A 22,780-nucleotide genomic window follows, 5' to 3' on the forward strand; every position below is an offset into this window, starting at 1 on the left:
TCGAACGCCGTGTTTATCAAGAGGGATAATGAGATGAGAATCCTTATTCGAGGCGTAGCCGATATCCGCTTATCGTGACTCTCGCACAGCTCGTCAACCGCTTCGATACTGCGAACCGGTCGATCGTCGTCGTCAATCGAACGGATCCGGATCCGGTTCGCGATATGCTCGTCGACACGTTCGGCGAGGACGCAGTGCGGGTCGTCGATCACCGGCCCGTCGGCGACGGCGGAGCCCTCCCACGCGACGACTGGGTTAGCGCGCGTTCCTCTCAGCGCATGGCAGGGGACGATGTCGAGTACACCATTGATATCGCGGCGCTCCGGGAGAACGACTCGGTCCCGTTCGACTGTGGACGCGTGGACGATATCGAGAACCTCGTGTTGCTCCTCGAAGACGGGGATGTCATCGCCGGAGCCACGCTACAGGAACTAACGGAGGCGGTGTTGTTCGTAAACTCCGATCTGTACGTTACCGGGGCGCGGAGCTTGGACGAACTCGAGTTACCGGAGGTGATAACGGGGCTCGACGACACCATGTTCACGCTCCGCGGCTACCCCGAATCGAACCGGCAGAAGCTCCTGTTGATCACCATTTCACGGTTCATCGAGCGGGTCGCGTGGACCGCCGGAGACGGGACGATCCGGTCGTCGTTCCAGCGGCTCTCGCGGATAGACGACGAACTCGGAACCCGGCGCGTGTACGATCGTATCACCGACGCGGGAGTCGATACGCACCTGTACGGCGTCCCGGACGATCCACCCACTGATCTGGATGCGAGGATCCATGGCGGCCGATCCGTTGATTTCACCGATAGCTGGTTCGTGGTGTTCGAGCCGCCGGGCGGACCGAGCGAGGTTGCCGGCACGCGCGACCCGGTCGCGACGAACGACCTAAAACGCGGGATCGAGGGCGGCGTCGGGCTCCTCGCGGTCGAGATTGAACCGCGACTGTGGCGGGGGGTCTGGACGTTCGACCCTGACCACGTCCGGACGATGACGCGATACGTTCGACGACACCTCTGAGACGATGCCGGGGCGGAGGTCGGATATATAACCCGTTCGACGGGGGATCCAACCCGTGCGTTCATATCCCCCGGGCGGTGACGGGCGGCCATGTTCGTTGACCGGTCCGACCTGCTCGCCGACGCCGACCCCATCCGTGGGTACGGCGTCGCGGTGACGCCGGGGCGGGACGGTCCCCTCCTGTTCCTCGCCGGGTACGGCGAGCCGAACCGTCTCTACACTCGCGAGGGGGGTCGATTCACTGACTCCGCCTGTGGGATCGTCGCCGACGGCGACCGACACGGAATGGGGGTTTGTGCGGCCGACGTCGACGGCGACGGCTGCGAGGAGATATACGTTCACAACTGTGCCAACGGCGTCGGCATCGGCGGGGACTCGGACATGCTCCTCGACCGCTTGGAGGCGGAACGGTACCGCTGGACCGACACCTTCGCGCTCCCGGTCAACGGGGACCGGCTCAACTTCCGTGCGGGTCGCTCCGTCGCCGCGCTGGACCGCCACGGAACCGGTCGATACGGCATCGCCGTCGCGAGCTACGGCGCGCCGCTGGCGTTCTACGAACTCGGCGACGACGGCGAGGCTTCGGACATGGCCGAGGCGGTCGGGCTCTCCGTCGAGGACGGCTGCCGGTCGCTACTCCCCGGGCCGCTATGTGGGGAGGGGACCGACCTGTTCGTCGGGGTCGAGGACGGCCCAAACCGGCTGTTCCAAAACGAGGAGGGGCACTACGAATCCGTCGACGGCGGGTGTGACTTGGCGGACCCCGACGGCGACACCCGTGGCGTCGCGCTGGTCGACGAAGACGGGACGTTCGCGCTCGCGCTCGGCAACTGGGAGGGTCGAAGCCGCCTGCTCAGGCGCGATCCGGAGGGCCGGTTCCGTGACGCCGCACCGGACGCGCTCGCGGGCGCGGAGAGCGTCCGTGCAGTAGTTTCCGCGGACTTCGACAACGACGGCCGGGAGGAACTGTTCTGTAACGCGCTCGGCGTAGGGAACCGATTCCTCGAACGGGTCGACCCGAGCCCCCGCGACGGCGTGGAAGGGGCGGGCGGTGAGGTTCCGGGCGAGCCGCGGTGGGCTGCCCTCGACCCCGGCCCGGCGGCCGAGCCGGAGGGGTTCGGGACGGGAGCGGTCGCCGCCGACATCGACGGGGACGGAGTGCTCGAACTGGTCCTCGTTCATGGCGAGGTGGCCGCTCAACCGCTGGGCGTCTACTCGGTTCCGGACGCGGCGGCGAACGGGTGGCTTCGCGTTCGGCCGACGACCGCGCAGGGCGCGCCGGCACGCGGCGCGACCGTCCGGCTCGAAACCTCACGGGGAACACAACGGCGGGTTATCGACGCCGGCGGCGGCTATCTCTGTCAGACCGAGCCGGTCGCACACTTCGGGCTCGGCGGCGCGGAGCCACGGGAGGTCGTCGTCCGGTGGCCCGACGGTCGCGAGCGAACGCTCCCCGAACCCGCACCGGACGCCGAACACGACGTCACGCATCCGGCCGCCCGCGATCGGTGAATCGGAGGAAGGCGGCCGTGATCGGCGAGGGCCGTGAGGCGACCGCGATCGGCGGCCCTCACGGCGCGTCGGTGAGGGGCGGCCAGAACTGCCGCCCTTCGCGGATTCAAGTGCGCGGGGATCCACGCACGGGTATGGTAGATCCGACCTCCGATCTCGAGGAGGACGTCGACGAGGACTCCGCGCCCCGCTGTGACGCCTGCGGGGGGGCGGCGTTCGGCGTCGGCCGACGAACGCTCACGTGGATCGATGACGGCGAACTACGACGACGCCACTTCTGCGGGCAGGCGTGTCGCGACGAGTGGACCGACGAACGCCCCGGCGCGTCGGGATAGCGGAACGCGGCGATGGGTCGAGCACGCACCCGGTCGCGGGAGACTTTTTACCGCGGGGGTGGTACGTTCGCGTATGATATCACTCGACGAGGCCGTGACGGCCCGACTGGAGTCACACGGCGAGCGGTTCGAGGTACTGATCGACCCGGACGCCGCGCTCGCGATGCGGCGCGGGGAGTTCGAGGGCGAGTTGGAGGATGTCATCGCCGCCGAGGACGTCTTTGAGAACGCCTCTCGCGGTGATAGACCGGCCGAGGAGGACTTAGAAGAGGTGTTCGGAACCACCGACCCCCTATCGATCATCCCCGAAGTCGTCGAGCGCGGGGAGATCCAGATCACCGCCGAGCAGCGTGAGGAGATGCAGGAACGGAAACACCGCGAACTCGTCACCACCATCACGCGCAACGCGGTGAACCCGCAGATGGACGACTCCCCGCACCCGCCCGAGCGGATCGAGCGCGCGCTGGAGGAGGCGGGGTTCCAGATCGACCCGATGGAGCCGGTCGAGAACCAAGTCGACGACGCGCTCGACGCGCTGCGGCCGGTCATCCCGATCCGATTCGAGGAGGTGACGATGGCGGTCCAGCTTCCGGCGGACTACGCGGGGTCCGGTCAGGCCCAGGTCCGCGAGTTTGGCGACCTCGAACGCGAGGAGTGGCAGAACGATGGCGGCTGGGTCGGCGTGTTGACCTTTCCCGCGGGGCTCCAGAACGACCTGTACGACCTCGTGAACGAGGTCACCTCCGGGGAGGGCGACGCTCGCGTGATCAAGGACAAAGACGAGTTGCGGACGCGGTGAGTTCGGACGTGTATCCTTGACCATGGACGGTAGCGACGTGAACGGCTCCGGTCGGCGACTCCCCGACGGGTACGAACTTCGAGAGGGGACGCCGTCAGTGGCGGCGTTCATCCGACTTCGTCGCGCGGCCGGGATGGCCGACCGGTCGCGCGAGGCCGTCGAACGCGGGCTTCCGAACACGACCTACGGCGTTCACGTCGTTGGGGGACGCCGCGACCACGCGGTCGGAATGGCCCGGATCGTCGGGGACGGCGGCTCCGTGTTTCAAGTCTCGGATATGGCCGTTGCGGAGCCGCATCAGGGGCAAGGAATCGGGACCGCAATGATGGACGCGCTCGTCGCGTGGCTCCATGGACACGCCCCCGACGGTGGGTACGTCAACCTGTTCGCGGACGTCGACGGGTTCTACGAGCGGTGGGGGTTCGAACGGTCGGCACCGGCCTCGAACGGAATGTGGATACGAACGGACTCGCTTTGAGTCGGGTCGCGTTCGGTCGGGAGAGTTATGCCGTCGGGGACCGACCGACGATTCGTGCAGAAGACGGTACTCATCACCGGGTGTTCATCGGGCATCGGCCGCGCGACGGCACACGCCTTCAACGACGAGGGATGGACGACCTACGCCACGGCGCGGAACCCGGCCGACATCGAGGCGCTCGGCGAAGCCGGCTGTGAGATCGCGACGCTCGACGTCACCGATCAGGGAGATGTCGAGCGGGTCGTCGACCGGATCCTCGACGAGGAGGGCGCGATCGACGCGCTCGTGAACAACGCCGGATACGGGCAGTTCGGACCGATCGAGGACGTGACAGCAGAACGAGTTCACGACCAGTTCGACGTCAACGTCTACGGCCCGCATCGGCTGATCCGCGCGGTGCTTCCCGGAATGCGTCGCGAGCGAGATGGGACGATCATCAACGTCTCCTCGGTCGCGGGGCGGGTCTCGTTCCCCGGCGGGGGCGTCTACAGCGGGTCGAAGTTCGCGCTCGAAGCCATGTCGGATGCCCTCCGCAACGAGGTGCGCGATCACGGCGTCGACGTCGTCGTCGTCGAGCCCGGACCGGTACGAACGAACTTCTCGGACCGAGTCGCCCGCGAGGCGGACCCGGAGGAGACCGACGGAGTCGAGCGTTCCGGCGCGTACGACGAGTTCTACGCCCTGTTCGAGGACACGCAAGCGATCGGCGGCGACGGACCGGGGTCGGTCGAACCGACCCTCGTCGCCGGGGAGGTGCTCAACGCCGCGAGCGCGACGAAACCGCCCGCGCGGGTCCAACCCGGAACCGTCGCGCGGGTCGGCGTGCTCGCACGGTTCCTGCCTGACGCGATCCGTGATAGCGTGTTCGATCTGGTTCGGAAGTTCACGTCATAGGGGACCGGGAACGCGCTTCGAGACGGTCGACCGAACGCGGTTTATCCGGCGTCACTCGGCGTCGACCGCGAATTGGCTCTCTCCCTCCCGCCAGTCCCAGCCGGGGAGTCGCGTCTGGAATCCGGCGGCGAGCGCGGCGTCGAGGTCGTCGACGCCCGCGTTTCCCTTCCCGTCGGCGGTCGCGTCCTCGTCGACGTGGACGTCCGCGAAGTGGAACGTCGCCTGCGCGAGCACCGAGAGCGGCTGACCCCCGGCGATCGTCGCGGCGAGCTCCCGGCCGAGAACCTCGTCGACGACGAACCCCGGGTAGTCGCCGGCAACGTCGAGTTCGCGGAGGAGCGCGGCGTAGCCCGCCACGTTGACCGCGACCTCGCCGTCCGCGAAGACGGCGTCGACCTCGCGGCGATACGTCTCGGCGTCGACCGCGTCGACCTCGGTCTCGAAGAGGGTCCCCAGCCGATCGCGAGTCTCGTTGAGTACCGGGACGACGACCGGAGCGCGGTCGCGTATCCATGCGTGTTCCTCTCGGACGCCGTTGGGCGTGACGCGCATGGGCGTTCCGCGGCGGTCGAGGCGTATCGGTGTTGTGGAAACGGCCTCGGGACGAACGGGCGAAAGCTCCCGTTTTGGGAAGCCTTTTATAACGAAGGGAGTGTAGTTGCTTCTAAGCGGGTTTTCGCTGGCTGTTCCCGCACGGTACGCTACGGACAGTACTTCCACTATGCCTACCCCCGTCACGGCCGACCGATCGACGCCGCGGTACGTCTCGATCCGACGTGGCCGGACGGCGGTAGCGACCCCCCACGGCCCGCAGTGAGCTATGAGTCAAGTCGATACGAAACTCGAGAACCTGAAATCCACGATAGAACAGGAGGTCCCGGACGACGTGAGCGTCACGGACGTCACGTACGAGGGCCCGGAACTAGTCGTCTACACGCGCGACCCCAAGCGGTTCGCCGGTGACGGAGACCTCGTCCGGCGTCTCGCCTCCAAACTCCGGAAACGGATCACGGTCCGACCCGACCCGACCGTTCTCTCGCCTCCGGCGCGAGCGGAATCCGAGGTACGCGAGGTGATCCCCGAGGAGGCCGGCGTCACGTCGCTCGACTTCCACGAGGACACCGGCGAGGTCGTCATCGAGGCGGAAAAGCCCGGGATGGTGATCGGCCGCCGCGGCTCCACGCTCCGGGAGATCACTCAGGAGGTCGGCTGGACCCCGGAGGTCGTCCGGACGCCGCCGATCGAGTCCTCGACCGTCTCGAACGTCCGCGGATTCCTGAAAAACGAACGCGAGGAGCGCCGTGACATTCTCGAACGAGTCGGTCGACAGATCCATCGCGAGGAGATGTCCGACGACGAGTGGGTCCGGATCACGACGCTCGGCTGCTGTCGCGAGGTCGGCCGTGCGGCATTCATTCTCTCGACGCCCGAGACGCGCGTCCTCATCGACTGCGGAGACAAGCCCGGCGCGGAGGGAGAGGTTCCGTACCTACAGGTCCCCGAGGCGCTCGGCGCGGGTGCGGCGACGCTCGACGCGGTCATCCTGACCCACGCTCACCTCGACCACTCCGCGCTGTTGCCGCTGCTGTTTAAGTACGGATACGACGGTCCGATATACACGACGGAGCCGACCCGTGACCTGATGGGGCTGCTCACGCTCGATTACCTCGACGTGGCTGCCAAGGACGGTCGGACGCCACCCTACGAGTCGGCGCAGGTCCGCGACGCGATCAAACACACGATCCCGCTGGAGTACGGCGATGTCACCGACATCGCGCCCGACATCAAACTCACCTTCCACAACGCGGGTCACATCCTCGGCAGCGCGGTCACCCATTTCCACATCGGTGACGGGCTCTACAACGTCGCCTTCTCCGGCGACATCCACTACGAGGACACCCGCCTGTTCAACGGCGCAGTCAACGACTTCCCCCGGGTCGAGACCCTCGTTCTGGAGTCCACCTACGGCGGCCGCGACGACTACCAGACCGACCAAGCCGACTCCGAGGAGGCGCTTAAGAAGGTCATCAACGAGACGTACGACCAGGGCGGTAAGATCGTCATCCCTGCGTTCGCCGTGGGGCGCTCACAGGAGATCATGCTCGTGTTGGAGGAGGCGATGCGGGAGGGCGACATCCCCGAGATGCCGGTCCACCTCGACGGGATGATCTGGGAGGCGACGGCCATCCACACGACGTACCCCGAGTACCTGCGTGACGATCTCCGCGACCGGATCTTCCACGACGACGAGAACCCGTTCCTCGCCGACCAGTTCAACCACATCGACGCCGGTGAGGACGAGCGACAGGAGGTCGCCGACGGCGATCAGTGCATCGTCATCTCCACCTCCGGGATGATCGAGGGCGGCCCGATCATGTCGTGGCTCCGCCACATCGGTCCCGACCCGGACTCGAATCTCGTCTTCGTCGGCTACCAAGCGCAGGGAACGCTCGGCCGCCGGATCCAGAACGGCTGGGATGAGATCCCGGTCGACGGCTGGGGAGGCGGTAGCCGCGGCGACACGCTCACACTGGAGATGGGAACGGAGGTCGTCGACGGCTTCTCTGGCCACGCCGACAGACAGGGGTTGGAGAACTTCGTGAAGACGATGAACCCCCGTCCCGAGAAGGTGTTGTGTGTCCACGGCGACGAGCGCTCCGTACAGGACCTCTCGTCGGCGCTGTATCACGACTACAATATGCGGACGTTCGCGCCGAAGAACCTCGAAACGTTCCGATTCAAGTAGCCGGGTTCGGCCATCGATCTCGGGAGTGAGTCTCGCAGTACGGTGTGGAAGTTGTTTATAAGTGGGCTAGTGGTGTTACTGGCGGCTGTTTATAAGTAATCGAGAGCACGGTGGATGAATGTACAAGTCCGATCGATCGTTTATAAATCGAAGACGACGGATCGCCGGTGACGACCGCCAAAGCCCCAGCCATGCGGGCAGCGAGGCGCTCCGCGCCTCGGGCAGCCGGACGTGGCCCGGCGACTGCCCGTTTGAGTCCCACCCCGCACAGCACTCGCACCTCACGCCTCCCCAACCTCGTCACCGGCGGCTTTGCCGCCGGTTGTGAGCGAGAATTCTCAGGCAGTCGGGCGACGCTCGACGACCTCGCGCCGTCGTCGCCGGCGCGTAGCGCCGGCTGCCGGAGGGGCCGCATCGCTTATTTATAAGTGATCGTCGCAGCCGCGGTAGTGTTCAGATAAGCTGATTCCATGCGAATGCGAACGATCTGAGCCACTCATTAGCAGTTTCTGCTTTTGCGTTGCTGAAACAGTTTGAGAAACTGGTAGTTCTGCGTTTTACCTCACGAAAGACACGTTCGACGCTGTTCCGATTTCCATGTCGTTCGTATCTGAAATCGAGCCCGTGTTTCCGACACGCTCGCTGAAGTGGAACCGCGCCATCAACAAGAAAGATCGCGTCGTCTACATCGTGTTTTTCGCGGAGTTCCGAGATAAACTGATCGGCGATCACGTTCGTTCTTGTCGGTTCAAGCTTTGTATGTAGCAGATCGTTTGATTTCGGATCGACAGCAGCGTACAGCCAATATTGTTCATCGTCAAGCTGAATCACCGTTTCATCGACCGCAACGTGATTCGGGCACCGACCAGATTCCGGCTGTAAATCGGCCTTGTGAACCCAGTTATGAACAGTGGATCGAACCCGATCAACACCGAATACCTCAAGAAACGAAACAGTATTTGAAAGCGATAATCCAGACAAATGAAGCTGAATACTGAGCTTCATCAACAGCTTCGGTGTTGCTTCTCGCTCCACAAAGTCTAAGTTGATCTCGTCTAAACAGCCGCTGAGGCGTGCGTTTTCGGGCATAGACACTTTGAAAACGCACCGCCTCACTTTTCAATCCTTATCTGAACACCGCCGCAGCCGCTCACGTTCTTTTTAAATACGCTCTCGTCGCTACTGATTTGAGAGACCCGCTCCCGGCATCGATCGAGGCGGGTCGACACACACCGCGCGTGGAACGCCTCAGGCTCCGGTAGCAGCGCTTCCTCGACTCACCTTTTAAGTCGTGCGGCGAGGTACGCGGCGTATGCGGATCGCGCTTATCGCCCACGACGAACTGAAAGACGAGATGGTCGCGTTCGTGAACGCACACCGGGACACTCTCGTCGACCACGAACTGATAACGACCGGTACCACCGGGAAACGGATCGCCGAGGAGACCGGGCTTCCGGTGAACCGGCAGGCGTCCGGACCGCTCGGCGGCGATCTCCAGATCGGCGCGATGGTCGCCGACGGCGAGATCGGCGGGCTCGTTTTCCTCCGGGACCCGCTCACCGCACAACCCCATGAGCCGGACATCTCCGCGCTGCTCCGTGTCTGTGACGTGAAAGACGTCCCGGTCGCGACGAACCTCGCGTCGGCGGAGCTGCTCGTCGACGGGCTCCTCGAGGGCGACACCACCGTCAACGACGACCTGATCGACGACGAGTCGCCGCTCGCGGACGGGGAGTATCAGGACGGATAACCGGGTGCCGAGGTTTATGTTCGGTGTCGCGTAGTCACGGGCGATGGGACTCGGGGATCCGGGACGTGACGCGTCGGGATCGGGCGGATCGACGACGCTCGTCTTTGCCGTGCTCCTCTCGGTTCTCGTGGCGACCTCGGGTATCGGGGCAGTCGCCGCCACGCCCGGGACCGGATCCGCGGTGGGCGGGACGGCCGACGGCGGTGTCGGGGATCCACAGCGGGCGAGTGTGCCGCCCACAACGTGTTTCGTCGGCGAGGGGTACCCCCTCTCCATCGGAAACGGATCGGCGACGATCGACGCGGTCGTTCACGCCTCCGTGCTCACCGACCCAGCCGCCGGCGACGAGTTCGGCGTCGAACTCGCGGGGTCGCTCGACGGCGACCCGCTCGTGACGCTCGCCGCCGGCGTTCGGGTCGACGCGCCGGGACTGATAACCAACGGCACGAACCCGTTCGCGGCGTTCGACCTCCTGTACGCATACGAGCTCCGACTACCGATGTTCGACGGTGTCGTCGGCGACTCCGAACACCGAGAGGACCGTCCGCCGGTGGGGTCGGCGGCGGGAACGGTTCCCTGTTAGTCGGGAGTCGTCTCCGGCGGCTCGCCGGACTCGCGGAGTGCCTCGTGGGCGTCGGCGACCCTCGTCGTCGCGTGGATCGTCGCCTCCAGAAGCGTCCGCTCCGGAAACGCGACCGTGAGATCGAGACCGTCGGCGCCGAAGTCCAGTCCCGGTCAGTCGGCGCGGACGCCGCGAACCAGTCCGAGGAGCTCCCGGCGAGCGTCGTCGGCATCGACGTCGTCGCCCTCGTCGACTCGATACGCGCCACCGGCGATGAGATACTCGCCCGACTCCCAAACCGCGAGCAATGCCTCGACCGGGACGCCTCCTGCGGGGAGGACACAGCGCGCGCGGTACGTGACGAGCGTTGCCGTGGAGGCATCCGGGTCGTCGACGCGGATCGACCGCTCGCTGCGGGTCTCGACCGCCTCGATGTCACGGTCGCCGAGACGGTCGCGGAACCCCGCTCGTGCGCGGTTCTCGACGAGGCGGGTGAGCGCGGGGTTCGGCGTTCCGCCCGGACGGATCCGGAGTCGACTCGCGAAAAAGAACGGGCGCGGCTCGTCGCGGTCCGTGCGCTCGTATCTGACGGTTCCGGCCGTCACCGAGACGGGACCGGCGGCGAACGGCCGCTCGGTCGTACGCTCGACCTGTCGCCACCCGTCGAGCCGATCCGTGGGGATGATCGGAGGGTGCATACGCCCCGTTTCGGATGACTGCGACTAAATAGCGTGGGTGGTTCGGGATCGCGTCGTCACTCGTGCCGGCGTTCGCGTCAGTGGTCGTCCTCGCGCCACTTGTGCTCGCAGTCGGTACAGACGAAAAAGCGGGTCTCGGACTCGTCGGCCGAACGTATCTGTTGCATGTACCAGTACGCCTGATCGTTGCCACACTCCGGACAGTGGGCCGTCGTCTTCGGGAGTCCCTTGTCCTCGGCATCGCTGACGTCGATGATCTCGGACTCCTCCTGGGACTCGGTTATCCACGCGTCCGTCTCGGCGTCGCGGCCGGTTTCGTAGCCACAGGAGCCACACACCCAGTGGTCCTCGCCCTCGCCGGACTTCATCATCGAACCGCACTCGTCGCAGAACTTCATGGCCGAACCTACAACGGCCGATACATAAGCGGCGGGATCCGATGTCGGCGCGTGTTACCCGCCACGTCGGATGGGCGAGCGTGGCCGGGTCGCCGCCCTCAGACGTGGTCGGCGAGCACGAACCGGATCCGCTCCTCGTCGCTCCCCTTCGTCTCACGTCCCGTGACCACGACCTCGCCGATATCGCCCGTCGATCCGACGTGGGTCCCCGCACAGGCGGTCCGGTCGTACGGCTCCCCGGCGGAATCGCCTCCGGCGTCGCCGATCTCGACGATCCGGAGCTCCGTGATCGGGTCCGGGAGGAGGTCGATCCGGGTACGGTCGGTATCGAGCGACTCCTCCGCGGCCGCCCGGTCCATCGTGTAGCTGTTCACGGGCCGATCGTCGTCCACGAGCTCGTTGAGACGGTCCTCGATCCGTCCGAGATCCTCGTCATCGAACCGGTCGTAGGCGGCGTCGAGATGGGCGTGGGTGGCGTACAGCTGGTTTCCGGTCGTTCTGGCGTCGAACGCGTCGAGCAGCAGCGCCGACAGCAGGTGTTGTGCGGTGTGGTACCGAGCGTGTGCGGACCGACGGTCCGAGTCGACCTCGCCGGCCACCACGGTTCCGGGCGAGGGAAGCGCCGACTCGTCGGTACCAACGGGTTCGAGCGTGTGATACACGGTGTCCGTCTTCTCGACGTCGACGACCCGCCATCGCCGGTCCGGATCGTCGACGGCGCGGAGCGTTCCCGTGTCGTGCGGCTGCCCGCCGCCGGTCGGATAAAAGCCCGTTCGATCGAGGACGACCCGGTCGTTGAGGGCTCGTTCGACGGTCGCCTGGAAATCCAGAAGCGAGTCGTCGTCGAGGTGTAGCTGCTCGGTCATACCGTCTCGGTACGACCGCGAACAGTTATATACTGCTTGCGGCGGCAGCGTCCGTCGCTTCTATTTCGATCGGAAGGGCCAGTCGCCGGTGAGTTTCATTCCCGTGGCCGCCCCCGTCGACTCGAGTTCCGCCGCGATCCGGTCCGTGTCACCCCGGTCCACCGAGACCCCCTCACGGCCGAGGTCGACGACGAGCGCAGTCAGGAGTATCGACTGCTCCCGGAGGTTCCGAACGTCGAGCTTGTCGAGGGTGTCGGCCGCGGTGTGACCCCATCCCCGTCCGCGGTCCTCGGTCTCGCCCGACACCATGTAGCCGGGGATCCCCCGCTGGACGAACGGCCAGTGGTCGCTGTGGGGAACGATCTCCCCGCCGAGCGCGACCGGGTGGTCGAACCGTTCACGGAGCCGTTCGCCGGCGGCTTCCAGCTCGTCGAAACCGTGATGGTCGAGTTTTAGGGTGCGGCCGAACACGTTGCTATCGACGTTGACGACGGCTCCGACGGCGCCCGGATCGACGCCGTCGGCCGTCTTCGAGGAGCCGACGAGGCCGACCTCCTCCGCGCCGAAGGCGGCGAACCGAACCCGCGTCTCCAACTCTCCCTCGCGGTCCGCGAGCGCGCGAGCGACCTCGACTATCGTCGCGGTGCCGGCCCCGTTGTCCATCGCTCCCTCCGCGATGTCGTGGGCGTCGACGTGCGAGGAGACGAGCAGGTACTCGTCGGTGTCGGGACCGAGTTCGGCGAACGCGGTCCCGCTCGTCGCGTCCGGCGTCGCACAGTCGATGTCGACGGTCACTTCCTCGCCCTCGTACCGCCGGGTAAGTCGCGCGCCGGCCTCCTTGCTGACGCCGACCGCCGGAATCGCGCCGATCGGTTCCGTCTCGCTGCCGATGCTCCCCGTGGGTGGAAGGCCCCCCTCGACGTGGTTCGCGAAGACGAACCCGGCGGCACCCGCGTCGACGGCGCGGTAGTACTTCTCGCGCCGGTGGACGAACCGGTCGAACTCGTCGGGAACGGTCGTGGAGACGACGACGATCGAATCCTCGATCTCGGCGGCGGCGGACTCGAACTCCTCGGGAGTCCCGTAGCCGACGTCGACGAGCTCGCCGGTCGCGGTCGCGTCCGGGCTTCGCGGGAGCGCGATACAGGAACCGTCCCCCGCGGCGAGGGTATCTCCGTCCCGGCTGACGGCGCTGTCGCCGCGCTCCCAGCCCTGTATCTCGAACGCCTCGATCCGGGCGTTGCGCGCGCCGACCGCGGCGAACGCGTCACGCGTCAGTTCGAGCCCCGCGCGCTCCCCGTCGGAGCCGGCCATCCGGTTGCCGACGTCGGCGAGAGCTTCGAGGTGGTTCCAGCCGACGTCGCTCGTGAACGTGTCGCCGATCCACTCGGTCATGCGTTCCCCTGCTCTCGGGAGCGCGTTAAGCGGTTCGATGGCGGAACCCCGGCCGGTTCCCGCGCTCAGTTCCGTGGTCCGGCGGCGCGTCAAGACGCGTCGTGTTCGACGGAGGATCAGTACGTGAACCCGTAGATGTGGTTCAACATAACGTACGTCACCACGCCGAGCACGAGCGAGAGCAGCCACGACCCGGCGGCGATCCGGCCCACTGTGGCGTGTGGCGTCTCCGTTCGAAGCTCGTTCACCGAGTGTGTGAGTCCCAACAGGAGCGCGTAGAGAACGACGGGGACGGCGACGATGGACAGCAGAATGTGGATCGCGAGCATGATGAGGTAGACGGTGCCGACGAGCTCCGGCCCGTCGAAGTACTTCGTTCCGCCGCCAGCAACGCGCGGAACGTAGATCGCGAGAAACAACAGGATGAGCGCGAACGACGTGGCCATCGCGGCGGCGTGTTTCCGTACCTCGTCGTTGCGGATCCAGTACCACCCGAGCGACAGCGTGAGGACCGTGAGGGAGTTGACGGCCGCGATCGCGTGCGTCATGACATCGACGGTCGACCGCGAGAGGTCGGGGAACAGGGCCTGAAAACCGGGAACGAGGAACGCGCCGAGCACCGCGCCGTAGCCGACGACGGTGAGGAGGGCGACGGTCGCGGCGGGGCGGCGCTTGACGCGCTCGCGAACGCTGGCTGCGGACATACCGGACGGAGGGAGCGGAGCGATAAGTCGGCTTCGGGTTCTCCCATCGATCGGGTCCGAACGAGGACAGCGCTATCGTTCGATGACGCCCGTCGATGTCGCCACCTCTATCGCCGCCTCCTCGCTTATCCCGCCTTGGAGGATCGTGTACCGGTCGCGGATCTCGTGGGCGTGGGTGAACGCGTGGATCAGCTCCGCGTCGTCGATCCCGAGTTCGGCGGCGGTCGTCGGCGCGTCGAGGGAGTCGAGTGCGTCCCGAATTGCCCGCCACTCGCCGTTCTCGCCGCTGTGGAGGTACTCGGTCAGAATCGACGCGACCCCGACCTGATGCCCGTGGAGCGCTTTCCCGGGGGCGGTCCGGTCGAGTTGGTGGGAGATGAGGTGTTCCGCGCCGGAGGCGGGCCGCGAGGAGCCCGCGATCGACATCGCGACCCCCGAGGAGACGAGTGCCTTCACGACAACCCACGAGGACTCCTCCAACCCGGGCCGGATCATGTCGGCGTTCTCGACGAGCAGTTCGGCGGTCATCTCCGAGAGCGCGCCCGCGTACTCGCTGTACTCGACGTTGCGGAGCCGGCGGGCGAGTCGCCAGTCCTTCACGGCGGTGTAGTTGGAGATGATGTCCGCACAGCCCGCGGTGGTGAGCCGCCACGGAGCGTTCGCGAGGAACTCGGTGTCCGCGACGACAGCGAGCGGCGGGTCGGCGGCGACCGAGTGCCGGGTGTCGCCTTCGGGGATCGACGAGCGACCGGAGACGATCCCGTCGTGTGAGGCGACCGTCGGGGCGGAGACGAAGCCGACGTCGAGGTGGTCGGCGGCCATCTTCGCGGTGTCGATAGGCTTGCCGCCGCCGAGCGCGATGAGATAGCCGGGATCGACCGCCTCGGCCCGCTCTATCAGCTTCTCGACCGAGTCGAAGGAGGCTTCCTCGACGACGGCGGTCGCGGGGTCGTCGAACTGCGCGCGCACCCGGTCGCCGGCGATCTCGTTCGGCGTCGGGCTCGTCACGATCAGCGGTCGCCCGGTGAGGTACAGCTCGCCGACCGCCGCCCCGAGGTCCTCGATGACGCCGTGGCCGACGAGCACGTTTCGCGGGAGCTTGATCCACGTCGACTTCTCGAACATACCGGTTCCTCACGCCGCCACGTGAAAGCCGTTATCCATGTCGGATGGTGCCCCTCACCACGCCAGCATCGTCGTCGCGGCGTCGACGAGGAAGTAGACGCCGAACCCGGCGAGCACGAGCGCCGATCCGACAGCAACGACGGGCGAGAACGCCTCTATGCGCCGTTCGGCGAGCACGAGCCCGGCCGGAAACAGCGTCACCCAGCCCAGCACGCCGAGGAAGAACCCGACGATCAGCGCGGGCGAGCCGGTAGTGACGACGAGCGTTCCGGCCAGCCCGTCGCCGACGAGTGGCAGCGGCGCGAGCACGTCGAGGTCGCCGGGACGGAGCAGCCCGACGCCGACGGTGAGCCAGAACAGCACCTGATACGGGTTGGTCAGCGCCAACACGAGGGCCTTGCGGAACCCCTTCCCGTCCGTTACCATGGGATCCTCGCCGCTCGTGGGGCGAAACGACGCCCGCGCGCCGCGGGCCGCACCGATCGCGAAGTAACACATGAGGACGCCGCCGGCAGCGATCATGAGTACCTGAACCCTCGGTGCCGACTCGATGAGGGAGACGACGCCGGCGTACGCGAGGAGGAAGAAGACCACGTCGGCGGTCGCCGCGCCGAGTCCCGCCCGAGCGCCGGCGACCCAGCCGCGCAACACCGACTCCTCGGCGATGACCGCGTTCATCGGCCCCGGGGGCGCGGCGAGTGCCAACCCGAACACCGCTCCAACGGCGATCGTTCCGACCGTGTTCACACCCGTCCTGACGCCCGTTTCGGTGAAAAAGCTCGCGAACGGAAGGTGATGAACACTGTTGACGGTTCCGCGTTGATGTACGACGTTAGGTGTCGAAACGGATCGGAAGGCGTCTCGACGGACTCGGTAGAGGCCGCAGTCGACTCAGGCGGGGTCCCGGACGTCGGCGTCGTCCCCGGTCGGGTCGGCGTTCTCGTCGGGTGCGTCCTGCGCGTCCTCAACGCGGATCGACCGGGCGATCTCGGTCGGAAGGCTCTGTTCACCCTCGGGAGTTCGGACGGTTATCATGCCGAACGGGGCGACATCGACGACCTCGATCGTCGTTCCCGGCGTGACCCCCGCGGCGGCGAGGTACTCCAACTCCGCCTCCTTGCGGTCGGAAACGCGCGTAACGACGAGTCTATCCCCTTCCGGGTGATCCGATAGCCGGAGACCGCTTCCCTCGTCTATCGGATCCAGATCCGCGCCGGGGATCGGGTCGCCGTGGGGGTCGAACTCGGGGTCGCCGAGCGCCTCGGCGACCCGGCGCTCGAACTCCTCGGAGATGTGGTGTTCGAGCGCGTCCGCCTCCGCGTGGACGTCGCTCCAGTCGTAGTCGAGTTGGTCCGCGAGGAACGCCTCAAGGAGGCGATGGTGCCGAACGACCTCCAGCGCGACCGCCTCGCCCTCGGCGGTGAGCTCGACCCCTTTATATGGCTCGCGGTGGACGAGGTCGCGATCGGCGAGTTTGGAAACCATATCGGTCACCGTCGGTGGAGTCTTGTCGACGTACTCGGCGATGGCGGACGTCGAGACGGGCGGCCCCTCCTCGGCCTGAAGGACGTAGATCGCCTTGAGGTAGTCCTCCATCACGTCGCTGAGCATTTATATACCGTTACGGGAGACGATTCAAATATCTACCGGGACCGTTCGTCCTCCGATCGAGCGACGCCCTCACGAGTCACGTCGACGCCGCCGTCGGTCGCACCGCCGACGCGATCGCCGTCCACCTCATCGAGTCGCTGCCGGAGCGTCTCCTTCTCCCTGATCAGGGCGTTGACCGTCGCTTCGAGATCGGCGACACGACGCGTCAGGTCGATGTAGGTGTATCCGGCGGCAAACCCGATCAGGAGTCCGATAAACCCGCCTCCGAAGAACCCCAAGAGAGTCGTAACGAACAGGAACACTCCGTTGAAGGCGTCCTCGGCGTCGAAGGGGAGGGCGAGAGACATACGTGACGCGTCTCGGCCGAAACAAAAAACGATTTCGCCACCATCGAAACCGTCCGCTGAACTCCCGCCGACACGCCTGAGTCCTCCGACACCGACGGCTGAACCCGTGGAGACGTCATCGGAAACGCCTTCCAGCCAACCGACGCTCTCCGAATATATAACAAGGCTTATTGCGATTTTAGCAGTCACATCGTACAATGAGCCAGCAACGCGATTCGAGCGACGGATCGAGCGACTCGGCGCTCGGTCTGCTCGAAAAGTGGTACCACGTCCCGGCCCTCCTCGGGATCGTGGCCTTCATGCTATTGACACGGGTCCAGTCGTACGGCAACTTCATCGTCGACGGCGAGGTCTACTTCCGCGGAAACGACCCGTGGTATCACTACCGCGAGACGATGTATCTCCTCGAGAACTACCCGAACACCATGCCGTTCGACGCATGGACGGGATTCCCCTTCGGGAGTCACGTCGGTCAGTTCGGGACGCTGTGGGACCAGATAACGGCGGTGTTCGTTTTCGCCGCCACGCCGATCACGGGCGGCGGTGAGGAAGGTGCGATGCGTGTCATGCTCCTCATGTCGGCGATCGTCGGCACCCTCGTTGCGGTCCCCACGTATCTCATCGCGCGGCGGTTCGTCGACCGCTTCGCCGCCGTCGCGGGAGTTGCGGTCCTCGCGCTCCTCCCGGGAACGTTCTTCAGCTACACGCTCGTCGGGTTCAACGATCACCACGCGGGTGAGATCTTCTTCCAAGTGCTCGCCGTGTTGACATTCCTCGCGGCCTTCGCCGTGGCCGAACGGGAGACGCCGGTGTGGGAACTGTTCCTCGACCGGGATTGGGCTGCTCTCAAGAAGCCGGCAGCCTACGCCGTCGCGGCCGGCGGCTCGCTTGGCCTCTATATGTGGACGTGGCAGCCGGGCGTTCTCATGGTCGGCTTCACGGGGATCTTCGTCGCGATCAAGATCACGAGTGACGTCTCCCACGGTCGGACTCCGGAGCCGATCGCCTTCGCGGCCGCGGTCTCGATGACCGTCGCCGGCTTAATGCAGCTGATCCCGCTTGACGACTTCTCGTTCGGCGTCACTGACTACTCGCTCACCCAAGTCGTGCTCCCCCTCGGCGTCGCGCTCGGGGCAGTGTTCCTCGCGTGGCTCGCACGACAGTGGGACTCCCGAGAGCTCGACGTCGACACGTACCCGCCCGCAGTTGGCGGCCTCCTTCTCGTGTCGATGGGCTTCGTCGCCGTCGTTCTGACGCCGCTCTGGGACACGGTCACGAGCGAGATCGAAAACACGATCGCCTTCGGCGCGGGCGCGACCACCCGTACCATCGGCGAGGCCGCCCCGCCGCTACAGACCAGCGGCTTCGCGGAGTTCGTTCTCTCACAGTACGGCCTCGTCTTCTTTCTGGCGCTGTTTGCGGTCCTCTTCGTTCTCGTGCGTCCGCTCGTGCGAAGCGACGAGACGAATCACACGCTGTACGCGGTCGCCGCCTTCGCGGTCGTCGGCTCGGTGTACGCGGTGCCGAACCTCTACGCAGTCCTCGGCGGGGTCGTCGGCATCAGCTGGCAGCTGCTCGGGTTGTTGATCGCGACGGCCTTCATCGTCGGTGCGACGTTCCTCGTCCGCTATGACACGGAGGAGCTCTACTTCGTCGTCTGGGCGGCGTTCATCACGAGCATGGCGTTCACACAGGTCCGGTTCAACTACTATCTCGCAGTCATCGTCGCGATCGGCGCGGCGTACTTCCTTCAGATCGTGATCGACACGCTCTCGCTCCCGTCGATCCGGAACCTCCGCGACATCGAGGGGTGGCAGGTGATGACGGTAGGGGCCGTGCTCGTCGTGCTCGTCGCGCCGCTCCTCTTCATGGCGACTCCGGTTTGGGCCGCGGGCGCTGGCACCGGCCCGGGCGACGTCGTCCAGTGGGACGAGAGCCTCCAGTGGATGAACGACGAGACGCCCCATCCGGGCGAACTGGAGGGCGCTGGCGAGCCGATGGAGTACTACGGAACGTACGAACGCCCGGCGGACGACGACTTCGAGTACCCTGAAGGAGCCTACGGCGTCCAGTCGTGGTGGGACTACGGTCACTGGATCACCACCAGAGCGGAACGGATACCGAACGCGAATCCGTTCCAACAAGGGGCAACTGACGCCGCAAACTATCTGCTTGCACCTGACGAGGCCGGAGCAGCCGAAGTCCTGAACCGGCAGAGCGACGAGGGCGGCGACACCCGGTACGTGATGGTCGACTGGCAGATGGTGACGCCGGGAGCGAAGTTCAACGCGCCCGTCACGTTCTACTCCGACGACGACGTCGCGCAGGACGATTTCAACTGGCTGCTGTACGAGGAGGTCGAGGGTGGCGCACAGCCGCTCACTGAGATCAGCACCCAGCGCTACTACGAGAGCCAAATGATCCGACTCTACGAGTATCACGGCAGCGCGGCCGAGCCGGAGCCGATCGTCGTCAACTGGGATGACCAGCAGTTCCGGAGTCAGACGGGCGAGGCCGTCGACCTGCGGACGACCCCGGCCTCCCCCGAGGAGGAGTCCGTGATCGAGTTCGATACCATGGAGGAGGCGGAGGCGTTCGTCGACGAGCAGGGCGGTACGGCACAGATCGGCGGCGTCGGATCGAATCCCGAAGAGCGCGTCGAGGCGCTGGAGAACTACCGGCTGGTTCACGCGACGGAGAGCAGCGCCATGGAGTCACCCGGATACCTCCAGCGGGTGTTCCAGGACCAGCAGGCGACCGGACTGGGGGCTGACGAGCTCCGTGACACCACGCCGAGCTGGGTGAAGACGTTCGAGCGCGTTCCGTCCACGAGCGTCGAGGGGAGCGGCGCGGAGCCCAACGAGGAGGTCGAGGCGACCGTCGAGATGGAGATGCCGAACTCCGACGAGACGTTCGAGTACACGCAGTTCGCCGAGGCCGACGCGGACGGCGAGTTCACGCTGACGCTCCCGTACTCCACGACGGGCTACGACGAGTGGGGGCCCGACGAGGGGTACACGAACACAAGCGTACGGGCGGCCGGCCCCTACGAGATCACGACGGAGCCGACCACCGATGACGACCTGTACACGACCGAGCGTGTCGGAGAGGTCGACGTGACCGAGGGACAGGTCATCGGTGAGGACGACACGACACCGACCGTCGAACTCGAGGAGCGTATCCTCGACTGCCCCGCCGGCGATTCGGACTGCCCGATCGATTCGGAGGACGAAGGGAACGGAACCGATGGTGACGACAGTAACGAAAGCGAGACCGAGGACGGAGCCGACGAGAGCGGGGATGACGCCGCCGCGATCGACGCGTCGGCGTCCGTGGGAGTCGCGACCGTTGCCGGGACGGTCGGCGTCTCGACGAGTTCGCCTCGGGTGTGACCTCCTACCGCGATGGGTGACGTCCGAGAGTGGGTCGCACTGTATCTGAAGGGGGTCGCGATGGGGACTGCGGACGCGGTCCCCGGCGTATCCGGCGGTACCATCGCGCTGATAATCGGTATCTACGAACGGCTCATCGCCGCGGTCACCGCAATCAACCCGGAGCGGATCGGGCGGGTTCTCGCGGGAATCCGTCCGCGGAACGTTCCTGACGCCCGCGCCGCGTTTCACGAGATCGACGGAGCGTTTCTCGTCGTGCTCGTCGCAGGGATCGGTACCGCCGTCGTCGCAGTGTTGACCGGTGTCGACTACCTTCTTATGACCCGACCGGTCGCGACGTACGGCTTCTTTTTCGGGTTGATCGCCGCGAGCGCGGCGGTGCTTCTGGGTGGCGTCGAACTCGACACGCCTCGCCGGAAGGCGGCCGCAGTCGCCGGGTTCCTGCTCGCGTTTCTCGCTTCGGGCTACGCCTCGACCGCGCTCGGTAGCTCTTTGCCCGTCGTCTTCCTTGCGGGCGCGGTCGCCGTCAGCGCGATGATCCTACCGGGCGTCTCCGGCTCGCTGCTGTTGATTGTGCTCGGTCAGTACGACTACATGGCCGGTGCCGTCCGTGAGTTCGTCGGCGGACTCGCCGGGCTCGCGTTCGGCAGCGGCACCGACGTGCTCGTCGCGACGGGCCCACCGGTAGCAACGTTTCTCGTTGGGGGTATCGTCGGCGTGTTCTCCATCGCCCATGCCGTGAAGTACGCGCTCGCTCGCGCCCGAGCCGCGACGGTCGCCTTCCTCGTCAGCCTGGTCGTCGGCGCGCTCCGCGCCCCGCTCGTCGAGGTGTCGCTTCGACTCGCCGAGAGCGGGGAATCGTGGCGGGCCGCCGCACCGCGGTTCACGGCCGCGGCCGTCGGCGGAGCAGCCGTGGTCCTCGTGTTGAACCGATACTCGAGGACGATAGAGTACTGAAGCTCGGTGGCGGCAGTTTCTCGGTCGGTTCGGGGGTACGTCGCGAACGCCTGTGTGAGCGATGTCGGAGGCACGTCGCCCACTGGCGGATCCGTGTGGATATCCGATGTCCGAACCCTCTTGAGACACGCCCGCGAACGGACGGCGTGACGAACACCAACCGCGAGTGGCTTCTCGCCGAGCGGCCGGACGGCGAGCCCGACGTGGACTGCTTCGAACTCCGTGAGACGAACGTTCCCGACCCAGCTCCCGACGAACTCCTCGTCCGAACCCGGTACCTCTCGGTCGACCCGTACATGCGTGGCCGGATGCGTGACGTCGAGTCGTACGCCGAACCGTGGGACGTAGGCGACACGTTGAAGGGCGGCATCGTCGGCGAGGTCGTCGAGAGCGCGAGCGATGCGTACGACGCGGGCGACCTCGTGACCGGCGAGGGACGATGGGCCGACTACGCGACTCTCGACGCCGACGACGTAGCGCCGGTCGATCCCGCAGTCGCCGACCCGGAGGCGTACCTCGGCGTGCTCGGCATGCCCGGGCGAACCGCCTATTTCGGTCTGCTAGAGGTCGGGGAGCCCAAGCCGGGCGACACGGTCGTCGTCTCGGGGGCGGCGGGGGCGGTTGGATCGGTGGTCGGCCAGATCGCCACGCGGAACGGCTGCCGCGTGATCGGGTTCGCCGGCAGCGACGAGAAAACCGCGTGGCTCACGGACGAACTCGGCTTCGACGCCGCGATCAACTACAAACGGACCGACGACTACCGTGCCGCACTCGACGAGGCCGCACCCGGCGGCGTGGACGTGTACTTCGACAACGTCGGCGGACCGATCACTGACGCCGTGTTCACGACGCTGAACCTCGACGCGCGGGTCGCCGTCTGCGGACAGATCGCCCACTACAACGACGAGGAGATTCCGACCGGGCCGCGGAAGCTTCCGCAGATCATTCCCGTTCGAGCGCGGGTCGAGGGGCTGCTCGTCGGCGACTTCGCCACCCGGTTCGGCGAGGCGAGCGAGCGACTCACGGAGTGGGTCGCGAGCGGCGATCTCGAACACCGCGAGACGGTCGTAGAGGGGTTGGAGAACGCACCCGACGCCTTCCTCGGTCTCTTCTCGGGCGACAACATCGGTAAGCAGGTGGTGCGAGTGCCGTCATCGATGAACGAGTAGCGATCGGTCCCCACTGC

The 22,780-nt window shown here is 66.3% G+C and carries 23 protein-coding genes; 12 read left to right on the forward strand and 11 right to left on the reverse strand.

Annotated elements, in window-relative coordinates; genetic code table 11:
* Positions 1-74: 74 nt before the first annotated feature.
* The 6 genes from J2751_RS03265 (at position 75) to J2751_RS03290 (ending at position 5,043) form a co-directional block, all read left to right on the forward strand.
* Positions 75-1,025 (forward strand): hypothetical protein, encoded by a 951-nt coding sequence (locus J2751_RS03265; RefSeq protein WP_209483101.1) that lies wholly within the window; start codon positions 75-77, stop codon positions 1,023-1,025.
* 90 nt (positions 1,026-1,115) lie between these two features.
* Complete coding sequence (locus J2751_RS03270) at positions 1,116-2,537, forward strand: CRTAC1 family protein (RefSeq protein WP_209483103.1); 1,422 nt, start codon at positions 1,116-1,118, stop codon at positions 2,535-2,537.
* A 134-nt stretch (positions 2,538-2,671) separates the two neighbouring features.
* Positions 2,672-2,872, forward strand: a complete 201-nt coding sequence (locus J2751_RS03275; RefSeq protein ID WP_209483105.1) for a DUF7576 family protein — start codon at positions 2,672-2,674, stop codon at positions 2,870-2,872.
* Positions 2,873-2,945: 73 nt separating this feature from the next.
* The gene (locus tag J2751_RS03280; RefSeq protein WP_209483107.1) at positions 2,946-3,671 is read left to right on the forward strand and encodes a ribosome assembly factor SBDS; all 726 of its coding nucleotides are present in this window, start codon (positions 2,946-2,948) and stop codon (positions 3,669-3,671) included.
* 22 nt (positions 3,672-3,693) lie between these two features.
* A complete protein-coding gene (locus J2751_RS03285) occupies positions 3,694-4,149 on the forward strand; it encodes a GNAT family N-acetyltransferase (RefSeq protein ID WP_209483109.1) in 456 nt (151 codons plus the stop codon).
* Positions 4,150-4,176: 27 nt separating this feature from the next.
* Positions 4,177-5,043, forward strand: a complete 867-nt coding sequence (locus J2751_RS03290) for an SDR family oxidoreductase (RefSeq protein WP_209483111.1) — start codon at positions 4,177-4,179, stop codon at positions 5,041-5,043.
* 51 nt (positions 5,044-5,094) lie between these two features.
* Here J2751_RS03290 and J2751_RS03295 read toward each other — a convergent pair whose 3' ends face one another.
* Entirely contained in the window at positions 5,095-5,595 is a 501-nt protein-coding gene (locus J2751_RS03295) for a hypothetical protein (protein WP_209483113.1), read from the reverse strand.
* Positions 5,596-5,863: 268 nt separating this feature from the next.
* Between J2751_RS03295 and J2751_RS03300 the strand changes: the two genes are divergently transcribed.
* A complete protein-coding gene (locus J2751_RS03300; RefSeq protein ID WP_209483115.1) occupies positions 5,864-7,789 on the forward strand; it encodes a beta-CASP ribonuclease aCPSF1 in 1,926 nt (641 codons plus the stop codon).
* A gap of 453 nt (positions 7,790-8,242) precedes the next feature.
* Here J2751_RS03300 and J2751_RS03305 read toward each other — a convergent pair whose 3' ends face one another.
* On the reverse strand, positions 8,243-8,878 hold the full coding sequence (locus tag J2751_RS03305; RefSeq protein ID WP_209483117.1) for an IS6 family transposase: 636 nt from the start codon (positions 8,876-8,878) through the stop codon (positions 8,243-8,245).
* 223 nt (positions 8,879-9,101) lie between these two features.
* On the opposite strand from J2751_RS03305, the gene J2751_RS03310 reads away from it, so the two are divergent.
* Both J2751_RS03310 and J2751_RS03315 read left to right on the forward strand, forming a co-directional pair.
* Positions 9,102-9,539, forward strand: coding sequence for a methylglyoxal synthase (locus J2751_RS03310; RefSeq protein ID WP_209483119.1), 438 nt, complete (start codon positions 9,102-9,104; stop codon positions 9,537-9,539).
* A 43-nt stretch (positions 9,540-9,582) separates the two neighbouring features.
* Positions 9,583-10,122, forward strand: coding sequence for a DUF7332 family protein (locus tag J2751_RS03315; protein WP_245202576.1), 540 nt, complete (start codon positions 9,583-9,585; stop codon positions 10,120-10,122).
* Positions 10,123-10,274: 152 nt separating this feature from the next.
* Here the strand turns inward: J2751_RS03315 and J2751_RS03320 are convergent, their stop codons facing one another.
* The 9 genes from J2751_RS03320 to J2751_RS03360 form a co-directional block, all read right to left on the reverse strand.
* Positions 10,275-10,799, reverse strand: coding sequence for a hypothetical protein (locus J2751_RS03320; protein WP_209483121.1), 525 nt, complete (start codon positions 10,797-10,799; stop codon positions 10,275-10,277).
* A gap of 77 nt (positions 10,800-10,876) precedes the next feature.
* Positions 10,877-11,197: a transcription factor S gene (locus tag J2751_RS03325; RefSeq protein WP_209483123.1), complete on the reverse strand. Its 321-nt coding sequence runs from the start codon at positions 11,195-11,197 to the stop codon at positions 10,877-10,879.
* Positions 11,198-11,295: 98 nt separating this feature from the next.
* Positions 11,296-12,063, reverse strand: coding sequence for an alanyl-tRNA editing protein (locus J2751_RS03330; RefSeq protein WP_209483124.1), 768 nt, complete (start codon positions 12,061-12,063; stop codon positions 11,296-11,298).
* Positions 12,064-12,123: 60 nt separating this feature from the next.
* On the reverse strand, positions 12,124-13,458 hold the full coding sequence (locus tag J2751_RS03335; RefSeq protein WP_209483126.1) for a M28 family peptidase: 1,335 nt from the start codon (positions 13,456-13,458) through the stop codon (positions 12,124-12,126).
* A 116-nt stretch (positions 13,459-13,574) separates the two neighbouring features.
* On the reverse strand, positions 13,575-14,162 hold the full coding sequence (locus J2751_RS03340) for a DUF420 domain-containing protein (protein WP_209483128.1): 588 nt from the start codon (positions 14,160-14,162) through the stop codon (positions 13,575-13,577).
* Positions 14,163-14,234: 72 nt separating this feature from the next.
* Positions 14,235-15,287, reverse strand: coding sequence for an NAD(P)-dependent glycerol-1-phosphate dehydrogenase (locus J2751_RS03345; protein ID WP_209483130.1), 1,053 nt, complete (start codon positions 15,285-15,287; stop codon positions 14,235-14,237).
* Between the two features lie 54 nt (positions 15,288-15,341).
* Positions 15,342-16,034, reverse strand: a complete 693-nt coding sequence (locus tag J2751_RS03350) for a LysE family translocator (protein WP_209483132.1) — start codon at positions 16,032-16,034, stop codon at positions 15,342-15,344.
* A gap of 144 nt (positions 16,035-16,178) precedes the next feature.
* Positions 16,179-16,898 carry a metal-dependent transcriptional regulator gene (locus tag J2751_RS03355; RefSeq protein ID WP_209483134.1) on the reverse strand — a complete coding sequence of 240 codons (720 nt, stop codon included), beginning with the start codon at positions 16,896-16,898 and terminating at the stop codon, positions 16,179-16,181.
* A gap of 32 nt (positions 16,899-16,930) precedes the next feature.
* Entirely contained in the window at positions 16,931-17,245 is a 315-nt protein-coding gene (locus J2751_RS03360; RefSeq protein WP_209483136.1) for a hypothetical protein, read from the reverse strand.
* Positions 17,246-17,442: 197 nt separating this feature from the next.
* Between J2751_RS03360 and J2751_RS03365 the strand changes: the two genes are divergently transcribed.
* The 3 genes from J2751_RS03365 (at position 17,443) to J2751_RS03375 (ending at position 22,763) form a co-directional block, all read left to right on the forward strand.
* Positions 17,443-20,637, forward strand: coding sequence for an oligosaccharyl transferase, archaeosortase A system-associated (locus J2751_RS03365; protein WP_209483138.1), 3,195 nt, complete (start codon positions 17,443-17,445; stop codon positions 20,635-20,637).
* 12 nt (positions 20,638-20,649) lie between these two features.
* Positions 20,650-21,594: a DUF368 domain-containing protein gene (locus tag J2751_RS03370; RefSeq protein WP_209483140.1), complete on the forward strand. Its 945-nt coding sequence runs from the start codon at positions 20,650-20,652 to the stop codon at positions 21,592-21,594.
* A gap of 146 nt (positions 21,595-21,740) precedes the next feature.
* The gene (locus J2751_RS03375; RefSeq protein WP_209483142.1) at positions 21,741-22,763 is read left to right on the forward strand and encodes an NADP-dependent oxidoreductase; all 1,023 of its coding nucleotides are present in this window, start codon (positions 21,741-21,743) and stop codon (positions 22,761-22,763) included.
* The last annotated feature ends 17 nt before the right edge of the window (positions 22,764-22,780 follow it).

Origin of the sequence: Halorubrum alkaliphilum, from assembly GCF_017873815.1 — an archaeon.
GTDB lineage: Archaea > Halobacteriota > Halobacteria > Halobacteriales > Haloferacaceae > Halorubrum > Halorubrum alkaliphilum.